The 24,291-nt window shown below is 70.0% G+C and carries 23 protein-coding genes and 1 tRNA gene; 10 read left to right on the forward strand and 14 right to left on the reverse strand.

Annotation, left to right across the window (positions count from 1 at the left end):
• The first annotated feature begins 129 nt into the window (after positions 1–129).
• The gene (locus V6V89_RS05995; protein ID WP_334617914.1) at positions 130–525 is read left to right on the forward strand and encodes a type II toxin-antitoxin system HicB family antitoxin; all 396 of its coding nucleotides are present in this window, start codon (positions 130–132) and stop codon (positions 523–525) included.
• A 6-nt stretch (positions 526–531) separates the two neighbouring features.
• Here the strand turns inward: V6V89_RS05995 and pknB are convergent, their stop codons facing one another.
• The 7 genes from pknB to V6V89_RS06030 all read right to left on the reverse strand — a co-directional run bounded on the left by pknB (position 532) and on the right by V6V89_RS06030 (position 9,446).
• Complete coding sequence (gene pknB, locus V6V89_RS06000; protein ID WP_334617915.1) at positions 532–2,280, reverse strand: Stk1 family PASTA domain-containing Ser/Thr kinase; 1,749 nt, start codon at positions 2,278–2,280, stop codon at positions 532–534.
• On the reverse strand, positions 2,277–3,680 hold the full coding sequence (locus V6V89_RS06005; RefSeq protein ID WP_334617916.1) for a serine/threonine-protein kinase: 1,404 nt from the start codon (positions 3,678–3,680) through the stop codon (positions 2,277–2,279). Before V6V89_RS06005 ends, pknB begins: the two co-directional genes overlap by 4 nt.
• Complete coding sequence (locus V6V89_RS06010; protein ID WP_334617917.1) at positions 3,680–5,179, reverse strand: peptidoglycan D,D-transpeptidase FtsI family protein; 1,500 nt, start codon at positions 5,177–5,179, stop codon at positions 3,680–3,682. The genes V6V89_RS06005 and V6V89_RS06010 overlap by 1 nt, the downstream gene beginning before the upstream one ends.
• Positions 5,176–6,618 (reverse strand): FtsW/RodA/SpoVE family cell cycle protein, encoded by a 1,443-nt coding sequence (locus tag V6V89_RS06015; protein WP_334617957.1) that lies wholly within the window; start codon positions 6,616–6,618, stop codon positions 5,176–5,178. Before V6V89_RS06015 ends, V6V89_RS06010 begins: the two co-directional genes overlap by 4 nt.
• A 79-nt stretch (positions 6,619–6,697) precedes the next feature.
• Complete coding sequence (locus V6V89_RS06020) at positions 6,698–8,167, reverse strand: protein phosphatase 2C domain-containing protein (protein WP_334617918.1); 1,470 nt, start codon at positions 8,165–8,167, stop codon at positions 6,698–6,700.
• On the reverse strand, positions 8,164–8,646 hold the full coding sequence (locus V6V89_RS06025) for an FHA domain-containing protein FhaB/FipA (protein ID WP_334617919.1): 483 nt from the start codon (positions 8,644–8,646) through the stop codon (positions 8,164–8,166). Before V6V89_RS06025 ends, V6V89_RS06020 begins: the two co-directional genes overlap by 4 nt.
• Positions 8,647–8,651: 5 nt before the next feature.
• On the reverse strand, positions 8,652–9,446 hold the full coding sequence (locus tag V6V89_RS06030) for an FhaA domain-containing protein (protein ID WP_281892206.1): 795 nt from the start codon (positions 9,444–9,446) through the stop codon (positions 8,652–8,654).
• 210 nt (positions 9,447–9,656) lie between these two features.
• Here V6V89_RS06030 and V6V89_RS06035 point away from each other — a divergent pair.
• From V6V89_RS06035 to V6V89_RS06055, 5 genes are all read left to right on the forward strand, one after another.
• Positions 9,657–9,742, forward strand: a tRNA-Leu gene (locus V6V89_RS06035).
• Between the two features lie 139 nt (positions 9,743–9,881).
• Complete coding sequence (locus V6V89_RS06040) at positions 9,882–11,006, forward strand: NAD-dependent epimerase/dehydratase family protein (RefSeq protein ID WP_334617920.1); 1,125 nt, start codon at positions 9,882–9,884, stop codon at positions 11,004–11,006.
• Positions 11,003–11,815, forward strand: coding sequence for a WecB/TagA/CpsF family glycosyltransferase (locus V6V89_RS06045; RefSeq protein ID WP_334617921.1), 813 nt, complete (start codon positions 11,003–11,005; stop codon positions 11,813–11,815). Before V6V89_RS06040 ends, V6V89_RS06045 begins: the two co-directional genes overlap by 4 nt.
• Before the next feature lie 68 nt (positions 11,816–11,883).
• Positions 11,884–13,245: a hypothetical protein gene (locus tag V6V89_RS06050; protein ID WP_334617922.1), complete on the forward strand. Its 1,362-nt coding sequence runs from the start codon at positions 11,884–11,886 to the stop codon at positions 13,243–13,245.
• Positions 13,242–14,009 (forward strand): 3-ketoacyl-ACP reductase, encoded by a 768-nt coding sequence (locus tag V6V89_RS06055; RefSeq protein WP_334617923.1) that lies wholly within the window; start codon positions 13,242–13,244, stop codon positions 14,007–14,009. Before V6V89_RS06050 ends, V6V89_RS06055 begins: the two co-directional genes overlap by 4 nt.
• Here the strand turns inward: V6V89_RS06055 and soxR are convergent.
• Positions 14,006–14,446 (reverse strand): redox-sensitive transcriptional activator SoxR, encoded by a 441-nt coding sequence (soxR, locus tag V6V89_RS06060; RefSeq protein ID WP_334617924.1) that lies wholly within the window; start codon positions 14,444–14,446, stop codon positions 14,006–14,008. The two genes, V6V89_RS06055 and soxR, sit on opposite strands and share 4 nt — an antisense overlap.
• Before the next feature lie 95 nt (positions 14,447–14,541).
• Here soxR and V6V89_RS06065 point away from each other — a divergent pair, with 95 nt between their 5' ends.
• A complete protein-coding gene (locus V6V89_RS06065; protein ID WP_442935077.1) occupies positions 14,542–15,252 on the forward strand; it encodes a transketolase in 711 nt (236 codons plus the stop codon).
• 2 nt (positions 15,253–15,254) lie between these two features.
• A complete protein-coding gene (locus tag V6V89_RS06070; protein WP_334617926.1) occupies positions 15,255–16,124 on the forward strand; it encodes a transketolase family protein in 870 nt (289 codons plus the stop codon).
• Here the strand turns inward: V6V89_RS06070 and V6V89_RS06075 are convergent.
• Positions 16,121–16,807 (reverse strand): glycosyltransferase family 2 protein, encoded by a 687-nt coding sequence (locus tag V6V89_RS06075; protein ID WP_334617927.1) that lies wholly within the window; start codon positions 16,805–16,807, stop codon positions 16,121–16,123. The two genes, V6V89_RS06070 and V6V89_RS06075, sit on opposite strands and share 4 nt — an antisense overlap.
• Before the next feature lie 174 nt (positions 16,808–16,981).
• Between V6V89_RS06075 and V6V89_RS06080 the strand changes: the two genes are divergently transcribed.
• Positions 16,982–18,889, forward strand: a complete 1,908-nt coding sequence (locus V6V89_RS06080; RefSeq protein WP_334617928.1) for a glycosyltransferase family 39 protein — start codon at positions 16,982–16,984, stop codon at positions 18,887–18,889.
• On the opposite strand, the gene V6V89_RS06085 is transcribed toward V6V89_RS06080, so the two are convergent.
• The 5 genes from V6V89_RS06085 to V6V89_RS06105 form a co-directional block, all read right to left on the reverse strand.
• The gene (locus tag V6V89_RS06085; RefSeq protein WP_334617929.1) at positions 18,870–19,352 is read right to left on the reverse strand and encodes an LptM family lipoprotein; all 483 of its coding nucleotides are present in this window, start codon (positions 19,350–19,352) and stop codon (positions 18,870–18,872) included. The two genes, V6V89_RS06080 and V6V89_RS06085, sit on opposite strands and share 20 nt — an antisense overlap.
• 70 nt (positions 19,353–19,422) lie before the next feature.
• Positions 19,423–20,778 (reverse strand): sensor histidine kinase, encoded by a 1,356-nt coding sequence (locus V6V89_RS06090; RefSeq protein ID WP_334617930.1) that lies wholly within the window; start codon positions 20,776–20,778, stop codon positions 19,423–19,425.
• Positions 20,771–21,451 carry a response regulator transcription factor gene (locus V6V89_RS06095; RefSeq protein ID WP_442935068.1) on the reverse strand — a complete coding sequence of 227 codons (681 nt, stop codon included), beginning with the start codon at positions 21,449–21,451 and terminating at the stop codon, positions 20,771–20,773. The genes V6V89_RS06090 and V6V89_RS06095 overlap by 8 nt, the downstream gene beginning before the upstream one ends.
• A 99-nt stretch (positions 21,452–21,550) precedes the next feature.
• On the reverse strand, positions 21,551–22,045 hold the full coding sequence (locus V6V89_RS06100) for a hypothetical protein (RefSeq protein ID WP_334617932.1): 495 nt from the start codon (positions 22,043–22,045) through the stop codon (positions 21,551–21,553).
• A gap of 38 nt (positions 22,046–22,083) precedes the next feature.
• Complete coding sequence (locus V6V89_RS06105; RefSeq protein ID WP_334617958.1) at positions 22,084–23,217, reverse strand: acetyl-CoA C-acyltransferase; 1,134 nt, start codon at positions 23,215–23,217, stop codon at positions 22,084–22,086.
• Positions 23,218–23,242: 25 nt separating this feature from the next.
• On the opposite strand from V6V89_RS06105, the gene V6V89_RS06110 reads away from it, so the two are divergent.
• Entirely contained in the window at positions 23,243–23,656 is a 414-nt protein-coding gene (locus V6V89_RS06110; protein WP_334617933.1) for a PH domain-containing protein, read from the forward strand.
• The last annotated feature ends 635 nt before the right edge of the window (positions 23,657–24,291 follow it).

A 24,291-nucleotide genomic window follows, 5' to 3' on the forward strand; every position in this document is an offset into this window, starting at 1 on the left:
CGCGCTTTACTTGATATCTCTAGCGCGCTAGACATACGCTGTGAAGCGAGCTGACCTGCTCCGGAAGATCCGACGGAGCGCCGCGATCGCAGGCATCGAGTTCGTGGACCACACATTGGGGAGGGACTTGTGGAAGTGACGACCTATATGGCCGTGTGTCGGCGGGTGGGCGACTGGTGGGCGATCAGCGTGCCGCAACTGAAGGGCGTCCACAGCCAGACTCGCCGGCTCGACCAGGTCGAGGCGATGGCACGGGAGGCCATCGCGCTGATGCTCGACGCGGATCCGGCCTCGATAGCCGTCGACGTGCGCCCGGAACTGCCCGGCGTCGTGTCGCACGCACTGGAGGCCCGCCGCGCCGCCCGCCAGGCGGAAGAGGATGCCGAGCGGGCCACGGCCGCAGCGGTTCGCGCGCTGCTCGACGACGGCTACACCGTGCGTGACGCCGGCGCCATGCTCAACCTGTCGCCCCAGCGCATCTCGCAGATCGCGCCCGCTGCCAAGGCCCGCCGCAAGGCCGGCTGATCGGCGTCAGCCGTCTTCGTCTGGGCTGGCGGTTGGGGACGGCGAGGCACTCGCCGACGGGCTCGGAGAGTTGTTCTCGCGCGGCTGGCTCACCGTGATGGTGATGGTCTCACCGGCCTTGCCCCTACCGGTCTTGCTCTGATCGGTGACCTGGCCCGCTTCTTCCGGGTCCACCAGGTCACCATCCACGACCCTGACATCGAAGCCGGCGGCGTCGAGCTGGTCACGGGCGACCTCTTCGCTCTTGCCGACCACGTTCGGGATCTGCCGGATGTTGGCCTTGGAGACCCGGACCGTGACGATGGAGTCCTTGGCGACCTCGGTGCCCGCAGGAGGCTCGAGCGAGATGACCTCGTCTTTGGCCTGGTCGCCGTCGACCTCTTCCTTCCTGGCCACAAGGCCCGCCTCTTCGAGCCGCGCCTTGGCGAACTCGAAGGTGCCGCCGACCAGGTTGGTCGGGATCTTGACCGGTTCGGGGCCACCGCAGACCTGGAGAAGCACCTCAGACTGCCGCTCGACCTTCTGGCCGCCCGTCGGAGTCTGCTTGGCGACCTGGCCCTTGGTGCACTCGTCGTTGAAGATCTGATCGCCGACCACAGGCTTCAGGCCAGCGTTGGTGATGTCGTTCTGGGCGATCGCCAGCGCTCGGTTGGTGACATCGGGGACCTGGGCCTGCGGGGTCTCGTTGCCCTGGTTGGAGAGGATCAGGCCCGCCACCAGCGCGACCACGGCCAGCACACCGAGGGCGGTCAGGGCCGCGATCACCCAGGCGGAAGCCTTGCGGCGGCCCGGGTCACCGACCCGAGCCACGGTCGGTCGGCTGCCCACCGAGTTGATCTGCCGGGTGGCCGCGCCGCCCATCATCGACACCGTCTCGGCCTCGCGAAGCACGGGCGTCGCCATCACCGGACGGCCGGCGGCCGCCCGCAGCAGGTCGGCGCGCATCTCCTGGGCACTCTGGTACCGGTTCAGCGGGTTTTTCGCGAGCGCCTTCAGCACGATCGCGTCGACGTCCGGGTTGACGTCGGGGTTGATCTCGCTCGGCGCCCGCGGATCTTCCCGCACGTGCTGGTAGGCCACGCTGACCGGGCTGTCACCGACGAACGGCGGGTGACCGCAGAGCAGCTCGAAGACCACACAGCCGGCGGCGTAGACATCCGATCGCGCGTCGACCGCCTCGCCGCGGGCCTGCTCCGGCGACAGGTACTGCGCGGTGCCGATCACGGCGCTGGTCTGCGTCATCGTGGTGGCGCCGCTGGCCAGGGCCCGGGCGATGCCGAAGTCCATGACCTTGACCTGGCCGTTCTGGGTCATCATCACGTTGCCGGGCTTGATGTCCCGGTGGATGATGCCGTGCCGGTGGCTGAACTCCAGCGCCGCGCAGACGTCGGCAGAGATCTCCAGGGCGCGCCGGGGCATCAGCCTCCCCTCGGCGGCCAGCACCTCCTTGAGCGTGCGCCCGTTGACGAACTCCATGACGATGAACGGCAGCGTCTCGCCCGTCGGCGCGATCTCCTCGCCGGTGTCGTAGACCGCGACGATCGCCGGGTGGTTGAGGGAAGCGGCGTTTTGCGCCTCGCGCCGGAACCGCATCTGGAAGGTGGCGTCGCGAGCGAGGTCGGTGCGCAACATCTTGATCGCGACGTCGCGGCCGAGCCGCAGGTCACGCCCGCGGTGCACCTCGGCCATACCCCCGTAGCCGAGCAGCTCGCCGACCTGGTACCTGCCACCGAGCAGGCGGGCCTGCGCAGTCATCTCGTCTGTCGTCCTTCGCTCGTCTGGTCGTCGGCCTGCAGGATCGCGTGACCACTCCACCGGAATGCCGAGTCCGCCCCAACCGACGGTACGGCGCGTTCCACCGACACGTCGCGACTGACCGGGATCTGCAACCCGGTTGGAATCGGGCTCGCCGTGTTATTGCCGCTCTGTCTCACCAAGTAGGAAATCAGGCCCGCGCAAAGAAGCACGAGCACCCCCAGTACCACCGCGAGCACAATGAGTATCTGCCGGTTGGCGGAACCTTCCTCTGGCACTGGCTGGGCCTGCGGGTAACCGTACGGCTGCGCGGGTGGGCGGCCCGGCACCGGTGCCGGGCCCGGGCGAGTCGCCGGTGGCACGGAGGCGGCACCCCTCGGGTATCCGGGCTGGGCGTGCGGAGATGCGTGCGGAGAGCGGACCGGCGCCGCCACGGGGCTGTGTGGAGCCGGCGGTGGATACGGCGGGGCCTGACGGGCGCCGCCATGAGGGGCGGTGGGCGCCGGGGCGGGAACGGGTGCCGACGTGGGCGCTGGCGACGCCGGGTGCACCGGGGCGGCCGGACGGGCGGGCGGCGGCGCGCCCAGCGTGGCGGCGGCCTGGCGGGCCACCGCCGCGAGGGTGGCGGCGCTCGGCCACCGGGCCGCCGGGTCCTTGGCCATCGACCGGTCGACAATCGCGCGGACTGCCGGCGGAATGTCGGCGGGCAGCGGGCGGGCCGTGTCGCGCACGTGTCGCATCGCGATTTCGAGCGGGTTGTCGCCTTCGAACGGCCGGTGGCCGGACAGGCACTGGTAGGCGACCACGCCGAGGGCGTACACGTCGGAGGCTGGTGTCGCGGTCGCGCCGGCCGCCTGCTCGGGCGAGATGTACGACGCCGTGCCGAGCACGGAACCCGCGGCGGTGAGCTGCCCCACCATGGCCGAGCGGGCGATGCCGAAGTCGGTGAGGACCAGCGTGCCGTTCGGGCGTACCAGAAGGTTGCCGGGCTTGACGTCGCGGTGGACGATGCCCTTTTCGTGCGCGGCCTGCAGCGCGTCGGCGGCCTGGGCGAGGAGCGCCATCGTGCGGGCCGGCGTGAGCCGGCCCACCCGGCTCAGGGTGCGCGACAGGGCGTCTCCCTCGACGTACTCCATGACCAGGAAGGCGATCTGTTGATCGCTGCCGTAGTCGTACACGTCTACGACGCCAGGATGGTTGATGGTCGCCATCGTGCGCGCCTCGCCACGGAAGCGCTCGGCGAATCCGGGCTCCTCCAGCAGGGCCGGGAGCAGGATCTTTACGGCGACGGTGCGGCCGAGGACCTCGTCGGTGCCGCGCCACACGTCACCCATGCCGCCGCTGGCGATGCGCTCGTCCAGACGGTACCGGCCGCCGAGCATGACTCCGGGGCTCAGCATCAGTTGCCACCCCCGTCGGCGATCACGGCCTCCATGATGTCGCCGCCGATCTTCGCCGCCTCCGCGCTGCCGCCGGCTGCTCCACGCTCCAGAAGCACGCAGACGGCCGAGATCGGTTCACCGTCCTTGAGGACGAACCCGATGAACCAGCCGTGGTCGTCCGGGTTGTCACCGTCCTGGGCGGTGCCGGTCTTGCCGCCGACGGTGTATCCGCCGATCCGCGCGTTCCGGCCGGTGCCGCCTTCGACCACGTTGATCATCATGTCTTGCAGCTGGCCGGCGACCGTGGCCGATACCGGGTTATTGATCTTCTTGGGCGATGCGGTGCCGATGGTGCGGCGGTCGGGGCCGAGCAGCTGCTGCACCAGGTACGGCCGCATGCGCTCGCCGCCGTTGGCCACGGTCGCGGCGATCATCGCGCCCTGTAGCGGCGTCATCCGCACGTTGTTCTGGCCGATGCCGGACTGCGCGAGCGCCGCTGGGTCGTCGCCGCCATCGGGGTTCTGAATGGTGCCGGTGCGGCTGGCCGCCACCGGCAGGCCCGAACCGTCCAGGTTGCCCACCGTCAGGCTCTCGTCTTCGAATCCGAACGCGCGCGCCTTGTCCTTGATCTTCGCGGCACCGAGCCGGACCGCGAGCTGCGCGAAGCCGGTGTTGCACGACTCCCTGAGCGCCTCGGCCAGCGTGACCTGGGATTCGGGGCAGATCGACGCGGCCGCGTTGCGGATCGGGGTGCCCGAGGTAGGTGCGGTGTATGAGGCCCCGGCCGGGATGTTGGTCTGCGGCGTCACGCCGCTTTCCAGCGCGGCCGCCGCGTCGATCACCTTGAACGTCGACCCGGGCGGCAGCACCTCACCGAGCACGCGGTTCTTGAGCGGCCCGTCCTTCGCCTTCTCCAGCTGGTTGTACGCGGCCTCGGCGGCGTTGGTGTCGTGGCTGACCAGCGGGTTCGGGTCGAAGCTCGGCATCGAGGCGAACGCCTGCACCGCGCCGGTCTTCGGATTGATCGCGACCGCGGCGCCCCGGGTGGAGCCCACGTCGTTGCCGGCCAGGCCCTTGATCGCGGCGTCCTGTGCGCGCAGCGAGAGGGTCAGCACCACGTTGCCGCCGGCGGTCTCCTCGCCGGTGAACATGTCGCGGAACCGGTCGGCGAAGAGCCGGTCGCTGGTGCCGGCGAGAAACTCGTTTTCCGCCTTCTCGATGCCGGTGGCCGCGAGGTTGACCGGCTTGTACCCGATAACGTGCGCGAACTGGGCCTTGAACGGGTACGTGCGCAGGTACTTCAGCTCGCCGGTGGTGAGCTTGCTCTCGGCGAGCGCCCTGCCGCCGACCTCGATGACCCCGCGCGCCCGCTCGTACTCGGCCACCTGGACGCGACCGTTGAGGTCGCTGTTGCGGTACTCGTCGGCCTTGTAGCCCTGCACCCAGTTGAGGTTGGCGAAGAGCAGGCCAAAGAGGATCATCACGACCACGCCGGCCCGACGCAGTGGACCATTCATGACCTGATCACCTCCGTCGGGGCGCCGTGCAGCTTGACCGGTGGCCCAGCAGGGCCGTCACCCTGTGCTGACGCGCTGCCGGTCACCGGGCGCCCCGCGGCGTCGGAGATCCGGAGCAGCATCGCGATGATCAGCCAGTTAGCCATCAACGACGAGCCACCCGCCGACAGGAACGGCGTGGTCTGACCGGTGAGCGGGATGAGACCGCTGACGCCACCCACGATGACGAACACCTGGAGGCCGAGCGTGAAGGCGAGGCCACCGGCCAGCAGCTTGCCGAACGAGTCGCGCACCGCGAGGCCCGCGCGCAGGCCGCGCTCGACGATCAGCAGGTACATCACCAGTAGCGCGGACAGCCCGAACAGGCCGATCTCCTCGCCCAGACCGGCGAAGATGAAGTCGTCTTCGACGTCCGGCACCTTGGTGGGCTGCCCACCGCCCGGCCCCGCGCCGAAGAGTCCACCCGTGCCGAGCCCCAGCAGCGACTGCACCGGCTGGAATCCCGCGTCGTAGGGGTCGGCGAACGGGTCCTGCCAGATCTGCACGCGATCGTAGAAGTTGGCGAACGGGCCGCCGACGCTCGCGCCCAGCGAGTAGGCCAGCGTGGCGCCGCCGAGGAAGAGCAGCAGACCGATGATCAGCCAGCTCACCCGTTCGGTGGCCACGTACAGGATGACCACGAACATGCCGAAGTACAGCAGCGCGGTGCCCAGGTCTTTCTCGAAGACCAGAACCAGAAGGCTGAGCAGCCAGACGGCGACGACCGGACCCAGGTCACGGCCGCGTGGGAAGTCGATGCCGAGGAAACGGCGGCTGGCCAGGGACAGCACCTCGCGCTTGCGCACGAGGTAGTACGCGAAGAACGAAACCAGCGCGAGCTTGGCGAACTCACCCGGCTGGATCGAGAACCCGCCGATGAGAATCCACAGCTTCGCGCCGTTGACCTCGGAGTACCTGCTGGGCAGCACCGCCGGGATCATCACCAGCACGATGCCGACCAGGCCCAGCGTGTAGGCGTACCGGGAGACGATCCGGTGATCACGCACGATGATCAGCAGAGCGGCGGCCATGATCGCGGCGAGCAGTGTCCACGCCAGCTGACGACCGCCGTCACCAGCGAAGATCGGGTAATTCGCGCGGTCGGCGGCGTCGGCGCGTGCCATGTCGATGCGGCGCAGGAAGCCCACGCCCAGCCCGTTGATCAGCGCTACCGCCGGCACGAGGGCCGGGTCGGCGTACGGCGCGAGGAACCTGATCACGACGTGCAGGCCCAGGAACACCAGCGACACCAGTGCGGCCGGAATCCAAAAGTCTGGGGTGACCGCGTCGAGCATGGTCGCCTCGACGGTGGCCGCGTACGCGGTGATCAGCACCATCGCGAAGAGCAATAACCCCAACTCGGCGTTGCGCCGGCTCTTCGACATCCGGATACGTGGCATCTCCCCCGTGACGGCGGGCGACGCGGCCGGTGTGGCTGGAGCGGTCACAACAAGATCCTTGGAGTCCTTCGCACTCCGCTCAATCCACCGAGCGGCAGCCAGCCGGGTCGGCCGGCGACTCCGTGTTGGTGGGCTGGGCGTCGGGCGTGCTCGCCGGCGCCGGGCCGACCGGGGACGTCGGCGTGACCAGCGGCGTCGCCGACACCGTGGCGGTCGGTGCGCTCGGTGTGGCGACGGCGCTGGTCGCGTTTCCAGCCGGCGTAGTGGCCGCTGCGCCCACGTCTGGGCTCGGCGACGTACTCGGCCCGCAGGTTGGCTTGAGGTTGGGGTTTGTCGGGCTGTCAGTGATGAGCTCGGCCAGCCGGCGCTCGGCGTCGGGCTCGTCATCGGCGTGAATGCCCTGCTTGACCCGTTCCTGGGCGACCGCGGTGAGGTCGTCGAGCTCCATCTCGCTGGTCTGGTGGACGCTGGAGAGCCGCAGCCCCGCGATCTGGCCCGGGACGCCCTGGAACACCGCGAGCTGACCGGAGTCGGTCGCGCCGACGTAGTACTGCCGCTGGGTGTAGGTCCAGCCCACCGCGAGCCCGCCGCCGAGGACGGCGAGGAGGCTGGCGAGCAGCAGCGCGGTGCGCGCCGGGTGGCGGCGGGGCTCCTCGGTGTCGCTCTCCCTGCCGGTGCCGTTGTCGGAGCCGTTCGACTCCGGCGCCGCCGGACGCGGCGCGGCGTGCAGGGCGGATGCCCGCGACGCGGGCGTCGACTCGTCCATCGACGTGGACATCCCGCGGTCGCGCGCGGCGGCGCCGCCCACGATCGGGGCGGCTTCGACGATGTCCTGGTCGGTCGCGTCGGCGATCACCACGGTGATGTTGTCGGGACCACCGCCGCGCAGCGCGAGCTGCACCAACCGCTCCACGCACTGCTGAGGGTCGGTGAACTCGCGCATCGTGTCGCCGATGGTCTCCGCGCTCACCACGCCGGACAGACCGTCGCTGCAGATCATGTACCGGTCGCCGGGCAGCACCTGGCGGACCCTGTACTCCGGGTCGATGTCGCGGCCGTCGAGCGCCCGGGTGAGCAGCGAGCGCTGCGGATGGCTGCTCGCCTCCTCGGGGCTGATCCGGCCCTCGTCGACCAGCATCTGCACGTACGTGTCGTCTTTGGTGATCTGCGCGAACTCGCCGTCGCGCAGCAGATAGGCACGCGAGTCCCCGATGTGGACCATGCCCAGTTTGCTGCCTGAGAAGAGCGCCGCCGTCAGCGTCGTGCCCATGCCCTCCAGGTGGGGGTTGGCGTCGACGGTGTCGCGGAGCTGCTGATTGGCCGTGTCGACCGCGCCGCGCAGGGCGTCTACCAGGGCATCGCCCGGGACGTCCTCGTCGAGCGGGGCCATCGCGCCGATGACGATGTTGCTGGCGACGTCACCGGCGGCCATGCCGCCCATGCCGTCGGCAACGGCAAGCAGCCGCGGTCCGGCGTAGACGGAATCCTGGTTTCCGTCTCGGATCAGACCGCGGTCGCTGCGGGCCGCATAACGCAAGGTCAGAGTCATGGCCGTAACTCGAGAGATGTGCGGCCGATACGGATCGGCACGCCGAGGGGTACGGGGGTTGGTCCAGTGACCTTAGCGCGATCCAAGTAGGTGCCGTTGGTCGAGCCGAGGTCTTCAATGATCCACTGGCCGGCGCGCGGGAGGAGCCGGGCATGCCGGGCGGACGCGTAGTCGTCGGTGATCACAAGGGTGGAGTCTTCAGCTCGCCCTATCGTGATCGGAGCCTCACCAAGGGTGATCCGCGTGCCGGCGAGTTGCCCGGCGGTGACCACCAATTGGTGCGCGGCGCGGCCCCGCTTCACCTTCGCCGGCCTACCGAGCCCCGCCGACGCGCCTACCCCGCGTGGCGCGGCGACGAGGCGACTGCTCTTTGCCCCGGCGAAGAGGTCCCGACGGATGACCCCGACCACTGTGAACACGAAGATCCACAGCAGAACGAGAAACCCGAACCGGGCGACAGTTAGGACGAACTCAGGCAAGGTGGCTAGCCGTCCACTCGGAACGTGAGGGTGGTCGTCCCGAGCTGGATCATGTCACCTGGGTTGAGAGCCACGGCGGATACGCGCTGGCCGTTGACCATCGTCCCATTGGTTGAGCCCAGATCGGTCAGCACCACCTGGGCGCCATCGAAGTCGAGCCGGGCGTGGCGACGGGAGATGCCCACGTCGGGCAGGCGCAGGTTGGCCTGGTCGCCACGGCCGATCACCGTGGAGCCCATCTGCAGCGGGTAGGTGCGGCCGTCGCCGGAGACCAGCCGCACATTGCGGCCGCCACCGTGCTGTTGTGGTGGGCCATAGCCACCGCCGGCCTGTTCGTACGGCGGGTACGCGGGTGGGGCCGGCGCGTCGTACGCCGGCTGCTGCACCGGGGCGACCTCGCCGCCGGTGTAGACCTCGGCCGTGACCCGGAACATCCCGGTATCCAGCCCGTCGCCGCGCTCGATCTCCACGATCACGTCGCCGTAGACAGTCCACGCCTGCTCACCGATGAACTCCGCCTGTGACTGGGCGAGTTCCTGGGCGAGCGCGGCCGCGTAGGGCGCGAGCCGGCTGTGGTCGTACGGAGAGAGATCGATCACGTAGCGGTTAGGCACGAGGGTGCGCCCCCCGGCGAGGATCGCTTTGTGCGCCTCTGCCTCCCGCTGCATGGCGTTGAGGATCTCCACAGGGTGGACGACCCCCTTGAACACCTTCGCGAAGGCACCTTCTACCAGGCCTTCCAGGCGCTTCTCAAAGCGTTGCAGCACGCTCACCGGCTCCTCCTCGGGTTCCGAGGACATGATGGTATCCGGCCGCCGCACGCGTGAGTTGCGCACCAACGACCGCCTGATTCCGGCCCTTGTCAGGAGGCCGGTGTTGCCGTGCTACTCTTCCCCACGCGCCACGGGCAGTAACCTGCTCGCGGGTGCAGCCACGCACAGCGTAATATGTGGTCGCATCCTGTCTAGGGGGAAACGTGAGGTTCCTCCCGGTCAAGTTGTGACAGCCACGGGGAAGTGGCGGAATGGCAGACGCGCACGGTTCAGGTCCGTGTGCCCGAAAGGGCGTGGGGGTTCAACTCCCCCCTTCCCCACCAGCTAGTGAAAGCCCCACCCACCAGGGCGGGGCTTTTCTCGTATCCCGATTCCGCGCGAGTACGGTTGGGGAAACCTGAGCGTCGGGACGAGCGCGTTATGCTCCTGAGCGGTTTCGTATCCCCGAACCTGGAGTGACGTGTGAGTGTCGCGCTGGTGACCGGCTCTGGCGGGCTGATCGGATCGGAAGCAGCTCGGCACTTCGCCGGGCTGGGTCTCGACGTGGTCGGCATCGACAACGACATGCGCCGGCAGTTCTTCGGCGACGAGGCGTCCACAGCGTGGAACGTCTTGCGCCTCACCAGCGACCTCAGCGGGGCGTACACCCACCACGACGTCGACATCCGCGACCGGGACGCGCTAGGCAAGATCTTCCAGCGGTACGGGCGGGACATCGCGCTCGTCGTGCACACAGCTGCCCAGCCGTCGCACGACTGGGCCGTCCGCGACCCGTACACCGACTTCGACGTCAACGCCGTCGGCACGCTGAATGTCCTGCAGAACGTGCGGGAGCACTGCATCGAGGCCCCGGTCATCCACTGCTCCACCAACAAGGTGTACGGCGACCGGCCCAACAGCCTGCCGCTGGTCGAGCAGGAGACTCGGTGGGAGATCGAGGCGGGCCACCCGTACGAGCAGGGCATCACCGAAGACATGTCGATCGACGCCTGCCTGCACTCGATCTTCGGGGCGTCCAAGGTGGCCGCCGATGTGATGGTCCAGGAGTACGGGCGCTACTTCGACATGCGCACCGCCTGCTTCCGCGGCGGCACCCTGACCGGCCCGGCGCACTCCGCCACCGAGCTGCACGGATTCCTCGGGTATGTCATGCGGTGCAACATGGAGCGCCGTACGTACAAAATTTTCGGGTACCAAGGAAAGATGGTCCGCGACGCCATCCACTCCCACGACGTGGTCAGCGCGTTCGAGGCCTTCTTCCGTGCCCCCCGGTCGGCGGCTGTCTACAACCTCGGCGGTGGCCGGCACTCCAACTGCTCGCACCTCGAGGTCTTCGCGCTCGCCGAGAAGATCACCGGCGTCGAGATGCTCAGCGAGTACCACGAGGCGAACCGGGTCGGCGACCACAAGTGGTGGATCGGTTCCAACGCGGCGTTCGAGCGGGATTACCCCGACTGGCAGCAGGCGTACGACGTCCCGATGATCCTTCAGGAGATCTACGAGGCCAACGTCGGCAAGTGGGTGCCTCGACCACCTCACGAAGACGCTCCGCCGCGCTCCACGTCTCCGCGGGGACCCCGGCCATGATCGCCAAAGGTAAGCGCAACGTACTCGGCGTCCTGGTCGACGCCGTCGACTACGAGGCCGCCACCGCGCAGGTCATCGCCGCCGCGCACGAACGGCGCCCGCTCGCCCTGACCGCGCTCGCTGTGCACGGTGTGATGACCGGGGTCCTCGACCGGGCGCACAACGCCCGGCTCAACTCGTTCGATCTGATCACCCCCGACGGCCAGCCGGTGCGCTGGGCGCTCAACCTGCTGCACGGCGCCGGCCTGCCCGACCGCGTCTACGGGCCCACGCTCACGCTCAAGGTGCTCGAACGCTGCGCGGCCGAGGGTCTGCCGGTCTACCTGTACGGCTCGACCGAGCACACCCTGAGCCATCTGCTGCCCTCGCTGGAGCGGTCGTTCCCCGGTTTGAAGATCGCGGGCGCCGAGGCGTCGAAGTTCCGCCAGGTCCAGCCGGGCGAAGACGTGCAGATCGCCGACCGCATCCGGGCCTCCGGCGCGAGGCTGGTGCTGGTCGGGCTCGGCTGCCCACGCCAGGAGGTCTTCGCGTACGCCATGCGGCCGCTGCTGGACATGCCGCTGATGGCGGTCGGTGCCGCGTTCGACTACCACGCCGGGCTGCTGCGCCAGCCGCCGACGTGGATGCAGCGGGTCGGGCTGGAGTGGCTGTGGCGGCTCGGTCTGGAGCCCAAGCGGCTGTGGCGCCGGTACGTGGTCCTGAACCCGGCCTACCTGGCGCGACTGGGCGCCCAGAAGGCCAAGCTCTGGGACGCCACCCCGCCGGCCCCCGCGCCGGCAGACGAACGCCCTCCGACCTTCTCCGTCTAGGTCTGCGTCAAGGCGGATCCCCCTAGCCCGCTCTTCCCTGCGGGAATGCGCTTTCCTATGCTGGGCGCATGATGCGGATCGACGACGGGCTGACCCCCACGACCCTGTTACCCAAGATCGAGCGGCTGTGGGACGCCTCGGCGCAAAAAATCGACTCGATCGAGAAGACCTGCCCGCCGGGCTCGCCGTCGCCGGTCTTCACCGTGGACGGGCAGTACACCGCTCGCGGCTGGACCGAGTGGACCCAAGGATTCCAGTACGGCTCGGCCGTGCTCCAGTTCGACGCAACCGACGAGCGGCGCTTCCTCGACCTGGCGCGCGACCTCACCATCCGGGTCATGGCGAGCCATGTCAGCCACATCGGCGTGCACGACCACGGCTTCAACAATGTCAGCACGTACGGGAACCTGTGGCGGCTCGCTCTGGAGGGGCGTAACGACGACGGTCACCTGGACTTCTACGAGCTGGCCCTGAAGCTCACGGGTGCCGTGCAGGCGGCACGCTGGCGGAGCACCGCCGACGGTAGCGGCTACATCTACTCCTTCAACGGGCCGCAGTCGCTCTTCGTCGACACCATCCGATCTTGCCGTGCCCTCGCCGTCTCGCACCAGCTCGGCCACGTGCTGATGGGCGAGCGCGACGAGCGGATCTCGCTGCTCGACCGGATCGTCCAGCACGCCGCGAACACCGCCAAGTGGAACATCTTCTACGGCGAGGGGCGGGACAGCTACGACATCCGTGGCCGCACGGCCCACGAGTCGATCTTCAACGTCAACGACGGCAGCTACCGTTGCCCGAGCACGCAGCAGGGGTACTCGCCGTTCAGCACCTGGACGCGCGGCCTGGCGTGGGCGATGGTCGGCTTCCCGGAGCAGCTGGAGTACCTGGCGAGCCGCCCCGACGAGGCGAAGCCCGAGGTCGTGGCCATGATGCTCAAGGCCGCCACCGCCACCTGCGACTTCTACATCGAGCACAGTCCTACGGACGGCGTGCCGTACTGGGACACCGGAGCACCGGGGCTCGCCAAGCTCGGCGACTACCTGGACCGCCCGGCCGACCCGTTCAACGAGCACGAGCCGGTCGACTCGTCGGCGGCGGCGATCGCGGCGCAGGGGCTGCTGCGGCTCGGCCGGTATCTGAGCGCCAACGGCCAGCCGGACGAGGGCCAGCGGTACTGGCAGGCCGGCCTGACCGTGTGCGACACGATCTTCGACGAGCCGTACCTCAGCACCGACCCACGCCACCAGGGCCTGATCCTGCACTCGGTGTACCACCGCCCGAACGGCTGGGACCACGTGCCGGCTGGACAGACGGTGCCGAACGGCGAGTCGAGCATGTGGGGCGACTACCACGCCCGCGAGGTCGCGCTGTACCTCCAGCGCGTCGCCCGCGACGAGCCCTACTACACGTTCTTCGGGGGAAACCGGTGACCCGCGCCGCGATCGTCACGGGCGGCTCCCGGGGCATCGGCCGGGGCATCGTGCTGGCACTGGCCAGGGCCGGGTACGACGTCGTGGTCAACTACGCCAGCAACGCCGACGCCGCACGAGAGGTCGGCAAGCAGGTCGAGGCCGCCGGCCAGCGCGCACACCTCGCACAGGCCGACATCTCCAGCGCGGCCGACCGGAAGCGGCTGGTCGACGAGGCGGTGAGCGCGTTCGGCCGGATCGACCTGCTCGTCAACAACGCCGGCGTGGCGCCGAACGTGCGCGCCGACCTGCTGGACGCGGGCGAGGAGTCGTTCGACCGGCTGATCAACATCAACCTCAAGGGCCCGTACTTCCTCACGCAGCTCGTCGCGCGACACATGATCGAGCAGGCCGAAACGGTCGCGAACCCAAAGATCATCACCATCTCGTCGATCAGCGCCTACACCGCCAGCCTCAACCGGGGTGACTACTGCGTCGCCAAGGCCGGCCTGGCGATGGCCACGCAGCTGTACGCGGCGCGGCTGGCCGAGCACGGCATCAACGTGTACGAGATCCGGCCCGGGATCATCGAGACCGACATGACCGGTGCGGTCAAGGAGAAGTACGACAACCTGATCTTCAACGAGGGGATCACGCCGATCCGCCGCTGGGGTCAGCCCGAGGATGTGGGCAAGGCGGTTGTGGCGGTGGCGACCGACCTGCTGCCGTTCAGCACCGGCCAGGTCATCGACGTGGACGGCGGCTTCCACCTCCGGATTCTCTAGGCGAGCGCCGGGAAGCGGCGGGCGCCTGGACCGTCCGCCGCCAGCTCGTCCTCCGGGTTGCTGAGGCGGCACGCGGTCAGCGACAGGCAGCCGCAGCCGATGCAGCCCGTGAGGTCGTCGCGGAGGCGCTCCAACAACGCGATCCGGTCGTTCAGCTTGGCCTGCCAGCGCGACGACAGCCGCGCCCAGTCGGCCCTGGTCGGGGTCCGCGATTCCGGCAAGCTGTCGAGCGCGTCCCGGACCTCCTCCAGCGAGACGCCCACCTGCTGCGCGATCCGGATGAACGAGACCCGGCGCAGCTCGGCACGGTCGTACCGGCGCTGGTTGCCGCCGGTGCGGCCGGCTCGGATGAGGCCCAGCCGCTCGTAGTACCGCAATGCGGACGGCGCCACGCCGGAGCGGTGCGCGAGCTCGCCGATCGTCAGTGTCTGCTGCACAACAGTGACTTTACTTAAAGCCGACTTCAACTTGCACGCTGGTGGGCATGACCGTGACCACAACGACGAACCGGCTCGACGAGTTACTACGCCGCATTACCGGCGACGAGAAACACGCCCCCAGCGCCCACTCCACGCTCGATGTCATCTGGGTGCTCTACGACCGGGTGCTTCAGGTGGCGCCGGACCGCGTCGGCGACCCCGACCGCGACCGCTTCCTGCTCTCCAAGGGCCACGGGCCGGCCGCCTTCTACGCGGTGCTCGCGGCAAAGGGTTTCATCCCCGAAGACTGGCTGGACGACGTCGCCGGACCCGAGAGCCGCCTCGGGCACCACCCGGACCGCCTGCTGGTGCCCGGCGTCGAGATCGGCTCCGGGTCGCTCGGCCACGGCCTCGGACTGGGCGTGGGCACCGCGCTCGGGCTGCGGGCCCAGGGACTCACAACCCCGAGGGTGTACGTCCTGGTGGGCGACGCCGAGCTCGACGAGGGCTCCAACCACGAGGCGATCGCGTACGCGGGCGCGACCGGCCTCGACACGATCACCGCGGTCGTGATCGACAACCAGTCGACCACCCACGGATGGCCCGGCGGCATCACGAGCAGCTCACAGATCCGAGCCACGGCCGAGCTCAGTCCGCATGTCGAGGCCGCCTGGGTGCGGCCGTGGCTCGGACCGTTCGGATTCCATGGCTGGAGTTCGGCCACTGTGGACGGTCGTGACCATGACGCCATCGAGCGGGCCCTCAAGAGCCACGAACCCGGACGTCCCCACGTCGTGGTGGCCGTCGTGGAGACCAAGGAGTGATGATGCGCGAGACATTCGTCGACACCGCCACCCGACTGCTGGACGACGACCCGCGTACGGCGGTCGTATTGGCCGACATCTCGGCGGTCGCCTTCGAGCCGGCGGCTCGCCGGCACCCCGACCGGGTGCTCAACATGGGCATCCGCGAGCAGCTCATGGTCGGGGTGGCGGGCGGGCTCGCGCTGACCGGGCTGCGGCCGATCGTCCACTCGTACGCGACGTTCGTCGTGGACCGGGCATACGAGCAGATCAAGCTCGACATCGGGCACCAGGGCGTAGGCGCGATCCTCGTGAGCGTGGGCGCCTCGTACGACGGCTCCACCGCCGGCCGCACACACATGTCACCGGGCGACGTCGCTCTCTTCGACACGCTCGACGGGTGGACTGTCCATGTACCCGGTCACGCCGGTGAGGTGGCACCGCTGCTGATCGCGGCGGCCGAGCACGACGAGCCGGTTTATATCCGGTTGTCCACCCACCACAACTCGGCGCCGCGCCCCGCGACGGGCCTACAGACGATCAAGCGGGGCCAGCGGGCGGTGGTGGTGGCCGTCGGGCCGATGCTCGACACGGTGCTGGCCGCGACCGAAGGGCTCGACGTCACCGTGGCGTACACGAACACGCCGCGCCCGTTCGACGTGCGGGGACTGCGCGCCCTGGGCCACCACGACGTGGTGATGGTCGAGCCGTACCTGGCCGGAACGTCGAGCGCGGTCCTGGCAGAGGCGCTGCGCGACGTGCCCAGTCGGGTGCTGGGCCTCGGGGTGGGCCGCGCCGACCTACACCGTTACGGGAGCCCGAAGGACCACGCAAGGTGGCACGGGCTGGACGCGGCCGGGCTGCGCCGATCGATCAGTGAGTTTGTGAACTAGGAGCGCCGGGCGCGCTCGCGACCCAGGATCCAGAGGGCTTCGACGCCGTCTTTCCAGGTGATCTTCTTGCCCTCTTCGCGGTTGCGCGCCCGGTAGCTGATCGGCACCTCGTAGGGGCGGATGCGCCGCCGCAGCAGCTTGCCGGTGACCTCGGCCTCCATGCCGAAGCCGCGGGAGCGCACGTCGAGCGAGCGGTACAGCGCGACCGGCATCAGCTTGAAGCAGGTCTCCAGGTCGCCGATGTACGAATTGAACAGCACGTTGGCGGCCGTGGTGACCGCCTTGTTGCCCATCACGTACCAGAAGCTGTAGGCGCTGTGGCTGCCGAAGGTGCGATTGCCGTAGACGACGGTGGCCCGGCCGTCGAGCACCGGGGCGAGCAGCTTGGGGATGTCCTGCGGGTCGTACTCCAGGTCGGCGTCGAGGATGACCATGTATTCGCCCTCGGCGCTGTTGACCGCGGTCTTGATGGCGGCGCCCTTGCCGGCGTTGCGACGGTGCGTGATCACCCGCACCCGGGTGTCGTCTATGCCATCGAGTGCATCCGCGGTGCCGTCCCGGCTGCCGTCGTCGACGACCACCATCTCGATCTCGCACGGGTAGTCGACGGAGAGGGCCTGCTTCAGGGCGTCCGCGATGCGTTCTTCCTCGTTGTAGACCGGCATGAGGATCGAAAGCTTCACGGGGATCTCCACTAGGCTGACGGCTGGACCGGACTCAGCCTAGCTTGGTCGCCTGGGCCAGGCGCGCCTGCACGGCACTTTCGCCACATCTGATGCACTTGCTTCGCTCGGGGCATCGCGCGCCTGAAAGCGCGCTCGCTTAGCCGGGTGGACGCGTTTGGTTTACTTCCCGCCATGCCCGCAGCCTGGACCCCGTTCGTGCTGGCGCCGCTTGTGGCGTTCGCAGCCCTCGTGTACGCGGTCCGTCCGCACGCCGATGTCGTGGCGCCGCGGCGCCTGGCCGCTGTCTGGGCCGCGCTGGCCGTCGGGGCATACGCCGTGGTCAGTGTGGAGATTTTGGGAGCACTGCACGCGTTGACCGCTCCCGCGGTAGCGGCCGCCTGGACGCTCGGGCTGGCCGCCGCGCTCGGGCTGGCGTGGCGGCGCCGCCGGCCCGTGACGGTGGAGCGCCCATCCTGGTCGAGGCCCGAGTGGCTCCTCGCCGGCGGCATCGGCGGCCTGGTTCTCGTCGAACTGGTGATCGCACTGCTCGCCGAGCCCAACAACTTCGACTCGCAGACGTACCACCTGCCCAAGGTCGAACACTGGGCCGCGCAGGGCGACCTGGAGTTCTGGCCGACCGCGATCCACCGGCAGGTCGACATCCCGCCGGGAGCCGAGTACCTCCTGCTGCACCTGCGGCTGCTGACCGGCGGCGACTGGCTGCACAACCTCGTGCAGTGGGCCGCCGGCGCGGGCTGCCTGCTGGTGGCCTCGCGGATCGTCGCGCAGCTCGGCGGCTCGCGGCGGGCCCAGCTCATCACCGCGTTCGTCGCCGGCACCACGCCGATGGTGGCGCTACAGGCGACCAGTACCCAGACCGACCTGGTCGTCGCCGCCTGGTGCGGCTGCGTGGCCACGCTCGCGCTCGACGGCCTGTCGCGCCGGGCGTCGCCCGGCGCGGTGCTCGCGCTCGGCGCGGCCACCGGGCTTACTGCGCTCACCAAGACCAGCGGCCTGATCGGCGCCGGACCGATGCTGGTGCTGTGGGGGGTGGCCCAGCTCAGGCGGTCGGTGCTGAAGACGGCCGCCGCCGGGCTCGGTGTGATCGCGGTCGCGGCGGCCATCGTCGCCCCTTTCATGCTGCGCGTGTACGCCGAGTTCGGGCACCCGTTGGGACCACCACGGCTGCGGGACTCGATCCCGATGCAGCGCCACGACCCCGGCTCGATACTGGTCAACGGGCTAAGAATCGGGCATACCGCCCTGGATACCCCACTGTCTCCGCTGCGCACCGCAAGCGCCGACACGATCATCGGGTTCGCCGACCTGATCGGTGTGGACCCGCAGGACCGGGCCACCACGTTCGGGCGCACGGAGTTCCCGATCCGCGCCTGGTACCCCGACGAGGATCGGGTCGCGTTCCCGATCGCGGGGACGCTGGTGCTGATCGGCGGCGTCGTCGCGCTCGCCCGGCCGCGCCGCGGCGTTGTCCGCGCCTACGCGACCGCCTGCGCCGCCACCGTCATCCTGCACTCCGCCATGATCAAGTGGCAGCCCTGGGGCAACCGGCTGCTCATGTACGCGCTCATCCTCGGGATACCCCTGGCGGGGCTGTGGCTCGACGCGGTGCTCACGCGGGCCAGCAGGCGCACGGCCAGGGCCGCCGTCGCCGCCGTGCTCGCCGCCTCGGCGCTGGCCGGGGTGCTCGCCGTCTCGTACGGCTTCCCGCGCCGCCTGGTCGGCACCGGCTCGTTGCTCACCACCGACTCCTGGGACACCCGGTTCCTGCGCCGGCCGGCCTGGGCGGACGAGTTCCGCTGGGCCGCCGGCCGGGTCGAGGCGGCCGGCGCCCAGCGCGTGGGTCTGGCGCAGCAGAACGACAACTGGGAGTACCCGTGGTGGTTGCTCCTGAAAGATCGGGAGATCGTGGCTCTTCAGTCCGTACTCCCGAAGCAGCCGCCCGCCGACCCGCGCTCGGTCGACGTGATCGTCTGCACCGGCGACCGCCGCGCCTGCGACCGGCTCGTCCCCGACGACTGGCGCCTGGAGTGGCGCGGCTACGTCGGATACGCCGAACCTGTCACCGCTTCCGGGGGATGACGACCAGCCGAGCGACCGTGCGGTCACCGTCCTTCGCGCCCGCGACGCCGACCTCGGTGCCGACCTTCACGTCACTCGGCTGAATCGAGTCGCGGCGCTCGCGCACCCGCAGGTCATCGCCGAACGTCCACTCGACGGTGTGGCCGTCGGTCGACTTCACGGTCAGCGAGTCGTCGCCGATCGCGGTCACCTCGCCGCGCTGCACGACCACGGTCTTAGGGCCGTTCCTGGTCTCAACGACGATCTCGCCGTGGATGGTGTTCTTCCGCAGGAACCCTCGTATCCGCGGGCGGTCTCGCCTGTCATTGTCGGTGGGCGTGGCGGTCGGCGTGGGATCCGCCGCCTCGAACCCGATGGCGGACAAGGCCGCCTGCTCGACGTCGAGCGAGACGGGCTTCGCTCCGCACCCCGCCAGTCCCAGGGCCAGCACACCGGCCGCCGCGACGAGAACCAGACGCTTCATCGGTCTCCCTTCCGTACCTGCTCCCGCATCTGTTGGAGCACCAGCGTCGGCGAGAGGCACGAGCGCACCGTCAAGCCGATGTACGGGTTTCGTAAGAGGGCAGCGTGACCGTGAAACGGGCCCCGCCTTCCGGGGCGTGTCCCGCCTCGATCGTGCCGCCCAACCGGCGTACCAGGCCGGCAGCCAGCGCCAGCCCCAGCCCGCTGCCCACCTTCCGTACCCCTTCGTAGCGCTGCCGCAGCGCGCCGCGCTCGAACGCGACCGCCAGGTCGTCGTCGGTCAGGCCGGGCCCGCCGTCACGCACCTCCACCACCCCGTGCGGGCGCGCGGCCACCACGAGTGGGGCTCTCGCCGGCAGGACGCGCAGGGCGTTCTCCAGTAACCCGTCCAGGACCTGCCGGATCCTCCCCGGGTCGGTGTGTGCAGGGATGTCGCCGTCCGGCGCCTCGACCCTCAGCTCGATGCCGGCGGCCTCACACCGCGGACGCCACGCCTCGGCGGCGCCCCGGACCAGCCCGGCCAGGTCGACCGGCACCGGATGCAGCGGGAAGTCGGCCGCCTCCAGCCGGGCCAGCGCCAGGAGATCGCCGACGAGCCCGTCGAGGTGCCGCGCCTCGGCCAGCATGGTCTTGCCCGCCCGCTGGGCCCCCTCGGCGGCCACCACGCCGTCGGCCAGCGCCTCGGCGTACCCACGGATCGCGGTCAGTGGCGTGCGCAGCTCGTGCGAGACCGACAGCAGGAACTCCCGCTGCCGCCCCTCGCTGGTGGCCAGCGCGGCGGCGAGATCGTTGAGCGCGTACGCCAGATCGGCCGCCTCCCGCGGCGGCTCCACCGGTACCCGGATACCCCGGTCGCCCGCGCGCAGCCGAGCGGCCGCGGCGGCGGCGTTGCGGATCGGGCGCGCCAGCCGCCGGGCGAGCAGCGCGCCGGCGACCACGCCAGCCATCAGCCCGGCGAGCAGCGGCAGCCACAGGCCGCGCAGCACCCCGAGCCAGACCCGTCGGGCGGCCGGCTTGGCCAGCACGACGCCGTTTCCGCCCGGCAGGGCACGACCGACCACAATGGACCGCTCGCCGGAGACGAGCCGCCGGCCGGTGAAGTTCCTGCCACTGGCCACGCGGGAGACCACCTGCTGCGGCAGGCCCGGCCGATCCGCCTGTCCGGCGCGGATCAGGTACGCGTCGATGCCCTGGTTGCGCAGCTGCCGGATGACCCGGTCCTCGTCGGCGCCGCGCCCCCGGTCGAGCCGTGGGCGGAGCACCTCGGCGGTCAGCCGCGCCTGTGCGATGAGCTCCTGGCGGGCTTCGCGATCCTCCGAGCGCACGGTGACGGGTACCGAAATCAGCACGGTGACAAGCACCGAGACGACCGCCACCGCGCAGCCCGAGAGGATCGCTCGGGCGGTCAGGGTGCCGGACTTACGCATCGGCCGCGTATCCGACGCCGCGGTACGTGCGGACCACGGCCGCACCGTCACCGAGCTTGGCGCGCACCTGCGCCACGTGCACGTCGACGGTGCGCGTACCGGCCTGCGCGCCGTACCCCCACACGCTGGCCAGCAACTCCTCGCGCGTGAACACCCGACCGGGCCGGCCCATCAGGCGCGCCAACAGGTCGAACTCGGTCGACGTCAGCCGCACCGGCGCACCGTCCACTGTGACCATACGGCGGCCGGGGTCGAGCGTCACGGGGCCAACGGTGTGGGGCCGCTCCTCGGGCGTACCGGCCGTGCGGCGCAGCACGGCGCGCACGCGGGCGACCAGTTCCCGGGGGCTGAACGGCTTGGTGACGTAGTCGTCGGCGCCCAGTTCGAGACCGACGATCCGGTCGACCTCGTCGTCGCGGGCGGTAAGGAAGATGACCGGCGTCCAGTCGCCGCCCTCCCGCAACCGCCGGCAGATCTCCGTGCCGTCGATGCCGGGCAGGGCGATGTCGAGAACGCACGCGACCGGCCGGAGCCGCCGCGCGGCCACCAGACCGGCGTCGCCGTCCCGTTCCACGTGCACGCCGAAGCCCTCGCGGACCAGGTACATGCGGATCAGATCGGCGATCGACCGCTCGTCCTCGACCACGAGGACCAGGCCCTTCGTGGGGTTCACGGGCACCATGATGCCCGCCACAAGGCGACGAGGATGTTCGGATCAGGTACGGATTTCGCATCGGGGGGCGTCCTCGCGGCAGGACGCCCCCCGACCGCGTCAGGCGGCAGCCGGCACGGGTGGCGCCATCGGCGCCTGGACTCGCGGTGCCTCGTGGACGCGCTGTGCCATCGACCGGGGACGGAAGGCGTGGCTGAGCAGGGCGTCCAGGTGCCATACCTGCTTCGGGTGACCAGTCTTGATCCAGAACCGTTCGCGCACACCGTCGATGGCGGTGGCGGCAAGCTCGACCGCGGAGAGGCGCGTGTCCGGATTCCAGGTGACGTTGCTGAGGTGACGCAGTTCGGTGTTCAGGTGCAGCCGCAAGCGGTGCAGCATGCGAGTCTCCTGCGTGACCACCAGGCGGCGGTACGTCAACAGCAGCAGGAACTCGCCGTGCATCGGGCGATCGGGCCGTAGGCAACGGCTGACGAGCACGGTCGCGTCGTCGGCTTCCACACAGCGCCGGAAAATCGGCATGTGGCGGCTCACGGTCGGGATGGCGACCCCGGCTTCGGCGGCTGCGGGCAAGAACGTTCGTGAGAAGACGTCCATGCTGCGTTTAACGACGTGCTAACGGGATATGTCGCGGCTTACCGGAGAAGTTCCACGATCGTTGCGTTTGCCATCCCGCCGCCCTCGCACATCGTCTGCAAGCCGTAACGGATGTCGTTGTCACGCATGTGTTGCAGCATCGTCGTCATGATGCGGGCGCCGGAGCCTCCGAGCGGATGCCCCAATGCGATCGCGCCGCCGCGGGGGTTGAGCCGATCGGGATCCGCCTCCGTCTCGGCCAGCCACGCGAGCGGTACCGGCGCAAAAGCCTCATTCACCTCGTACACGCCGATCTCCTCGATGCCCAGCCCCGCGCGGCGCAGCGCCTTTGCAGTGGCCGGAATCGGTGCCGTCAGCATGATGACCGGGTCGTCCGCGGCGACCACCGCGGTGTGGATGCGGGCCAGCGGCCGCAGGCCCCGCCCGCGCGCCCACTCCGATGTGGTGACCGCCAGCGCGGCGGCGCCGTCGGAGATCTGCGAAGCCGAACCGGCCGTCACCACGCCGTCCGGCTTGAACGGCGTCGCCAGCTCGCCCAGCTTCGCCAGCGACGTGTCGCGACGCACGCCCTCATCGGTGTCGACCCCGCCGATCGGCGCGATCTCCTCCTTGAACGCGCCCGCGTCCTGCGCGGCCGCCGCCTTCTCGTGGCTGGCGAGCGAGTACTCGTCGAGCTGAGTCCGCGAAAAGCCCCACCGCTCAGCGAGCATCTCGGCGCCGACGCCCTGGCTGAAACCCTGATCGCCGTACCGCTCCCGGATCCCCTCGCCGAACGGCCACGCCCCCGCCGCGCTCGACCCCATCGGCACCCGCGTCATCGACTCCACGCCGCCGGCCACCACCAGGTCGGCGTGCCCGGCGAGCACGGTCGCGGCCGCGAAGTGCAGAGCCTGCTGGCTGGAGCCGCACTGCCGGTCAAGGGTCGTGCCGGGCACCGACTCCGGCCAGCCCGCGCCGAGCACGGCATTGCGCCCGACGTTCCACGACTGCTCGCCCACCTGCGAGACGCAGCCCCACACAACATCGTCCACGTCCGCCGGATCGAGCCCGCCGCGCTCGGCGAGCGCCTGCAGCACGTGCGCCGACAGGTCGACGGGATGGATGCCAGCCAGGCCCCCCTTGCGCCGGCCGACCGGGGTGCGCACGGCGCCGACGATGACCGCGTCTCTCATATTCACCGACACTACTCTGGAGTAGGTGGATGCCTGTAGCTGGCGCGTGCCCCGCAAGATCCCGATCGTCAAGTTCACGGCCGCGGCCGGCGTGCTGGCCATCGGGCTGCTCTTCGACGACGGCGACGTGGTACGACTCGTGCTGGCCGCGATGGTCACCGCCGGGCTCGCCGGCTGGGGGGCGCGCGATCTGATCGCGCCGGTGCGGATCGCCGCCGACACTGACGGACTCACGGTGGTCACGGGCCTCGCCGGCCGTCGCCGGCTGGCCTGGTCGCAGATCGAGGGGGTACGCGTCGACACCCGACCGCGGCTGGGAATGCGCACCGAGACCCTGGAGATCGACGCCGGCGACACGATCCTCCTGTTCTCCGAGTCCGACCTGGGCACCCCACCGTCCGACGTGGCAGCAACCCTGTCCCGCCTATCCCCGCCCTAGCCCCGCCCCCGCGCGGCGCGGCGCTCCGCGGCCCTTCTGCCGTCGATCAAGGGCAAATGCACGTGGTTCGATCTCTTTTCCGCGTGCATTTGCCCTTGATCTGTGCAGATCTCCTTGATCGCCGGGCGGTGCGGCGTGGTCTGCTCGGCGCTCGGGCGACCACCTTCCACACCGCGCAGGTGCGACCGCAGCGGCGACGCCATCTGATCTTGGAAAGTCCGGGAGCAACCCCTACTCGACAAGATCGCGCTGCCCCGCGCCATCACGGACGCGGGGTGCCGAGCGGGCTGCATCGGCGCCGCGCGACGTGCGGTGGCGGGGAATTAGCAGCATCGACGCGGCCCTGAGGCTGCGGAGCACACCCAGACGCCGCGCCACCACAAACGCCGCGCCACCACAAACGCCGCGCCACCACAAACGCCGCCGCTTGCCATGCTCCCCACGGCCATGCGGCGGTTCCAGCGCCCGCTGGGCGCCCGCGCCGATGAAGGAAAGGCCAGGCCACTCGGGGACGCGCGGATCGCCCGAAGCGGCGGCGCCACAGGGCGCGGCGCCTGCGGCGATCAAGGGCTTTTGCATGGATCAAGGGCGAATGCACGTGGTTTTGAGATCGAACCACGTGCGTTTGCCCTTGA

This window comes from Micromonospora sp. CPCC 206061 (assembly GCF_036906915.1).
Taxonomy (GTDB): Bacteria; Actinomycetota; Actinomycetes; order Mycobacteriales; family Micromonosporaceae; genus Phytohabitans.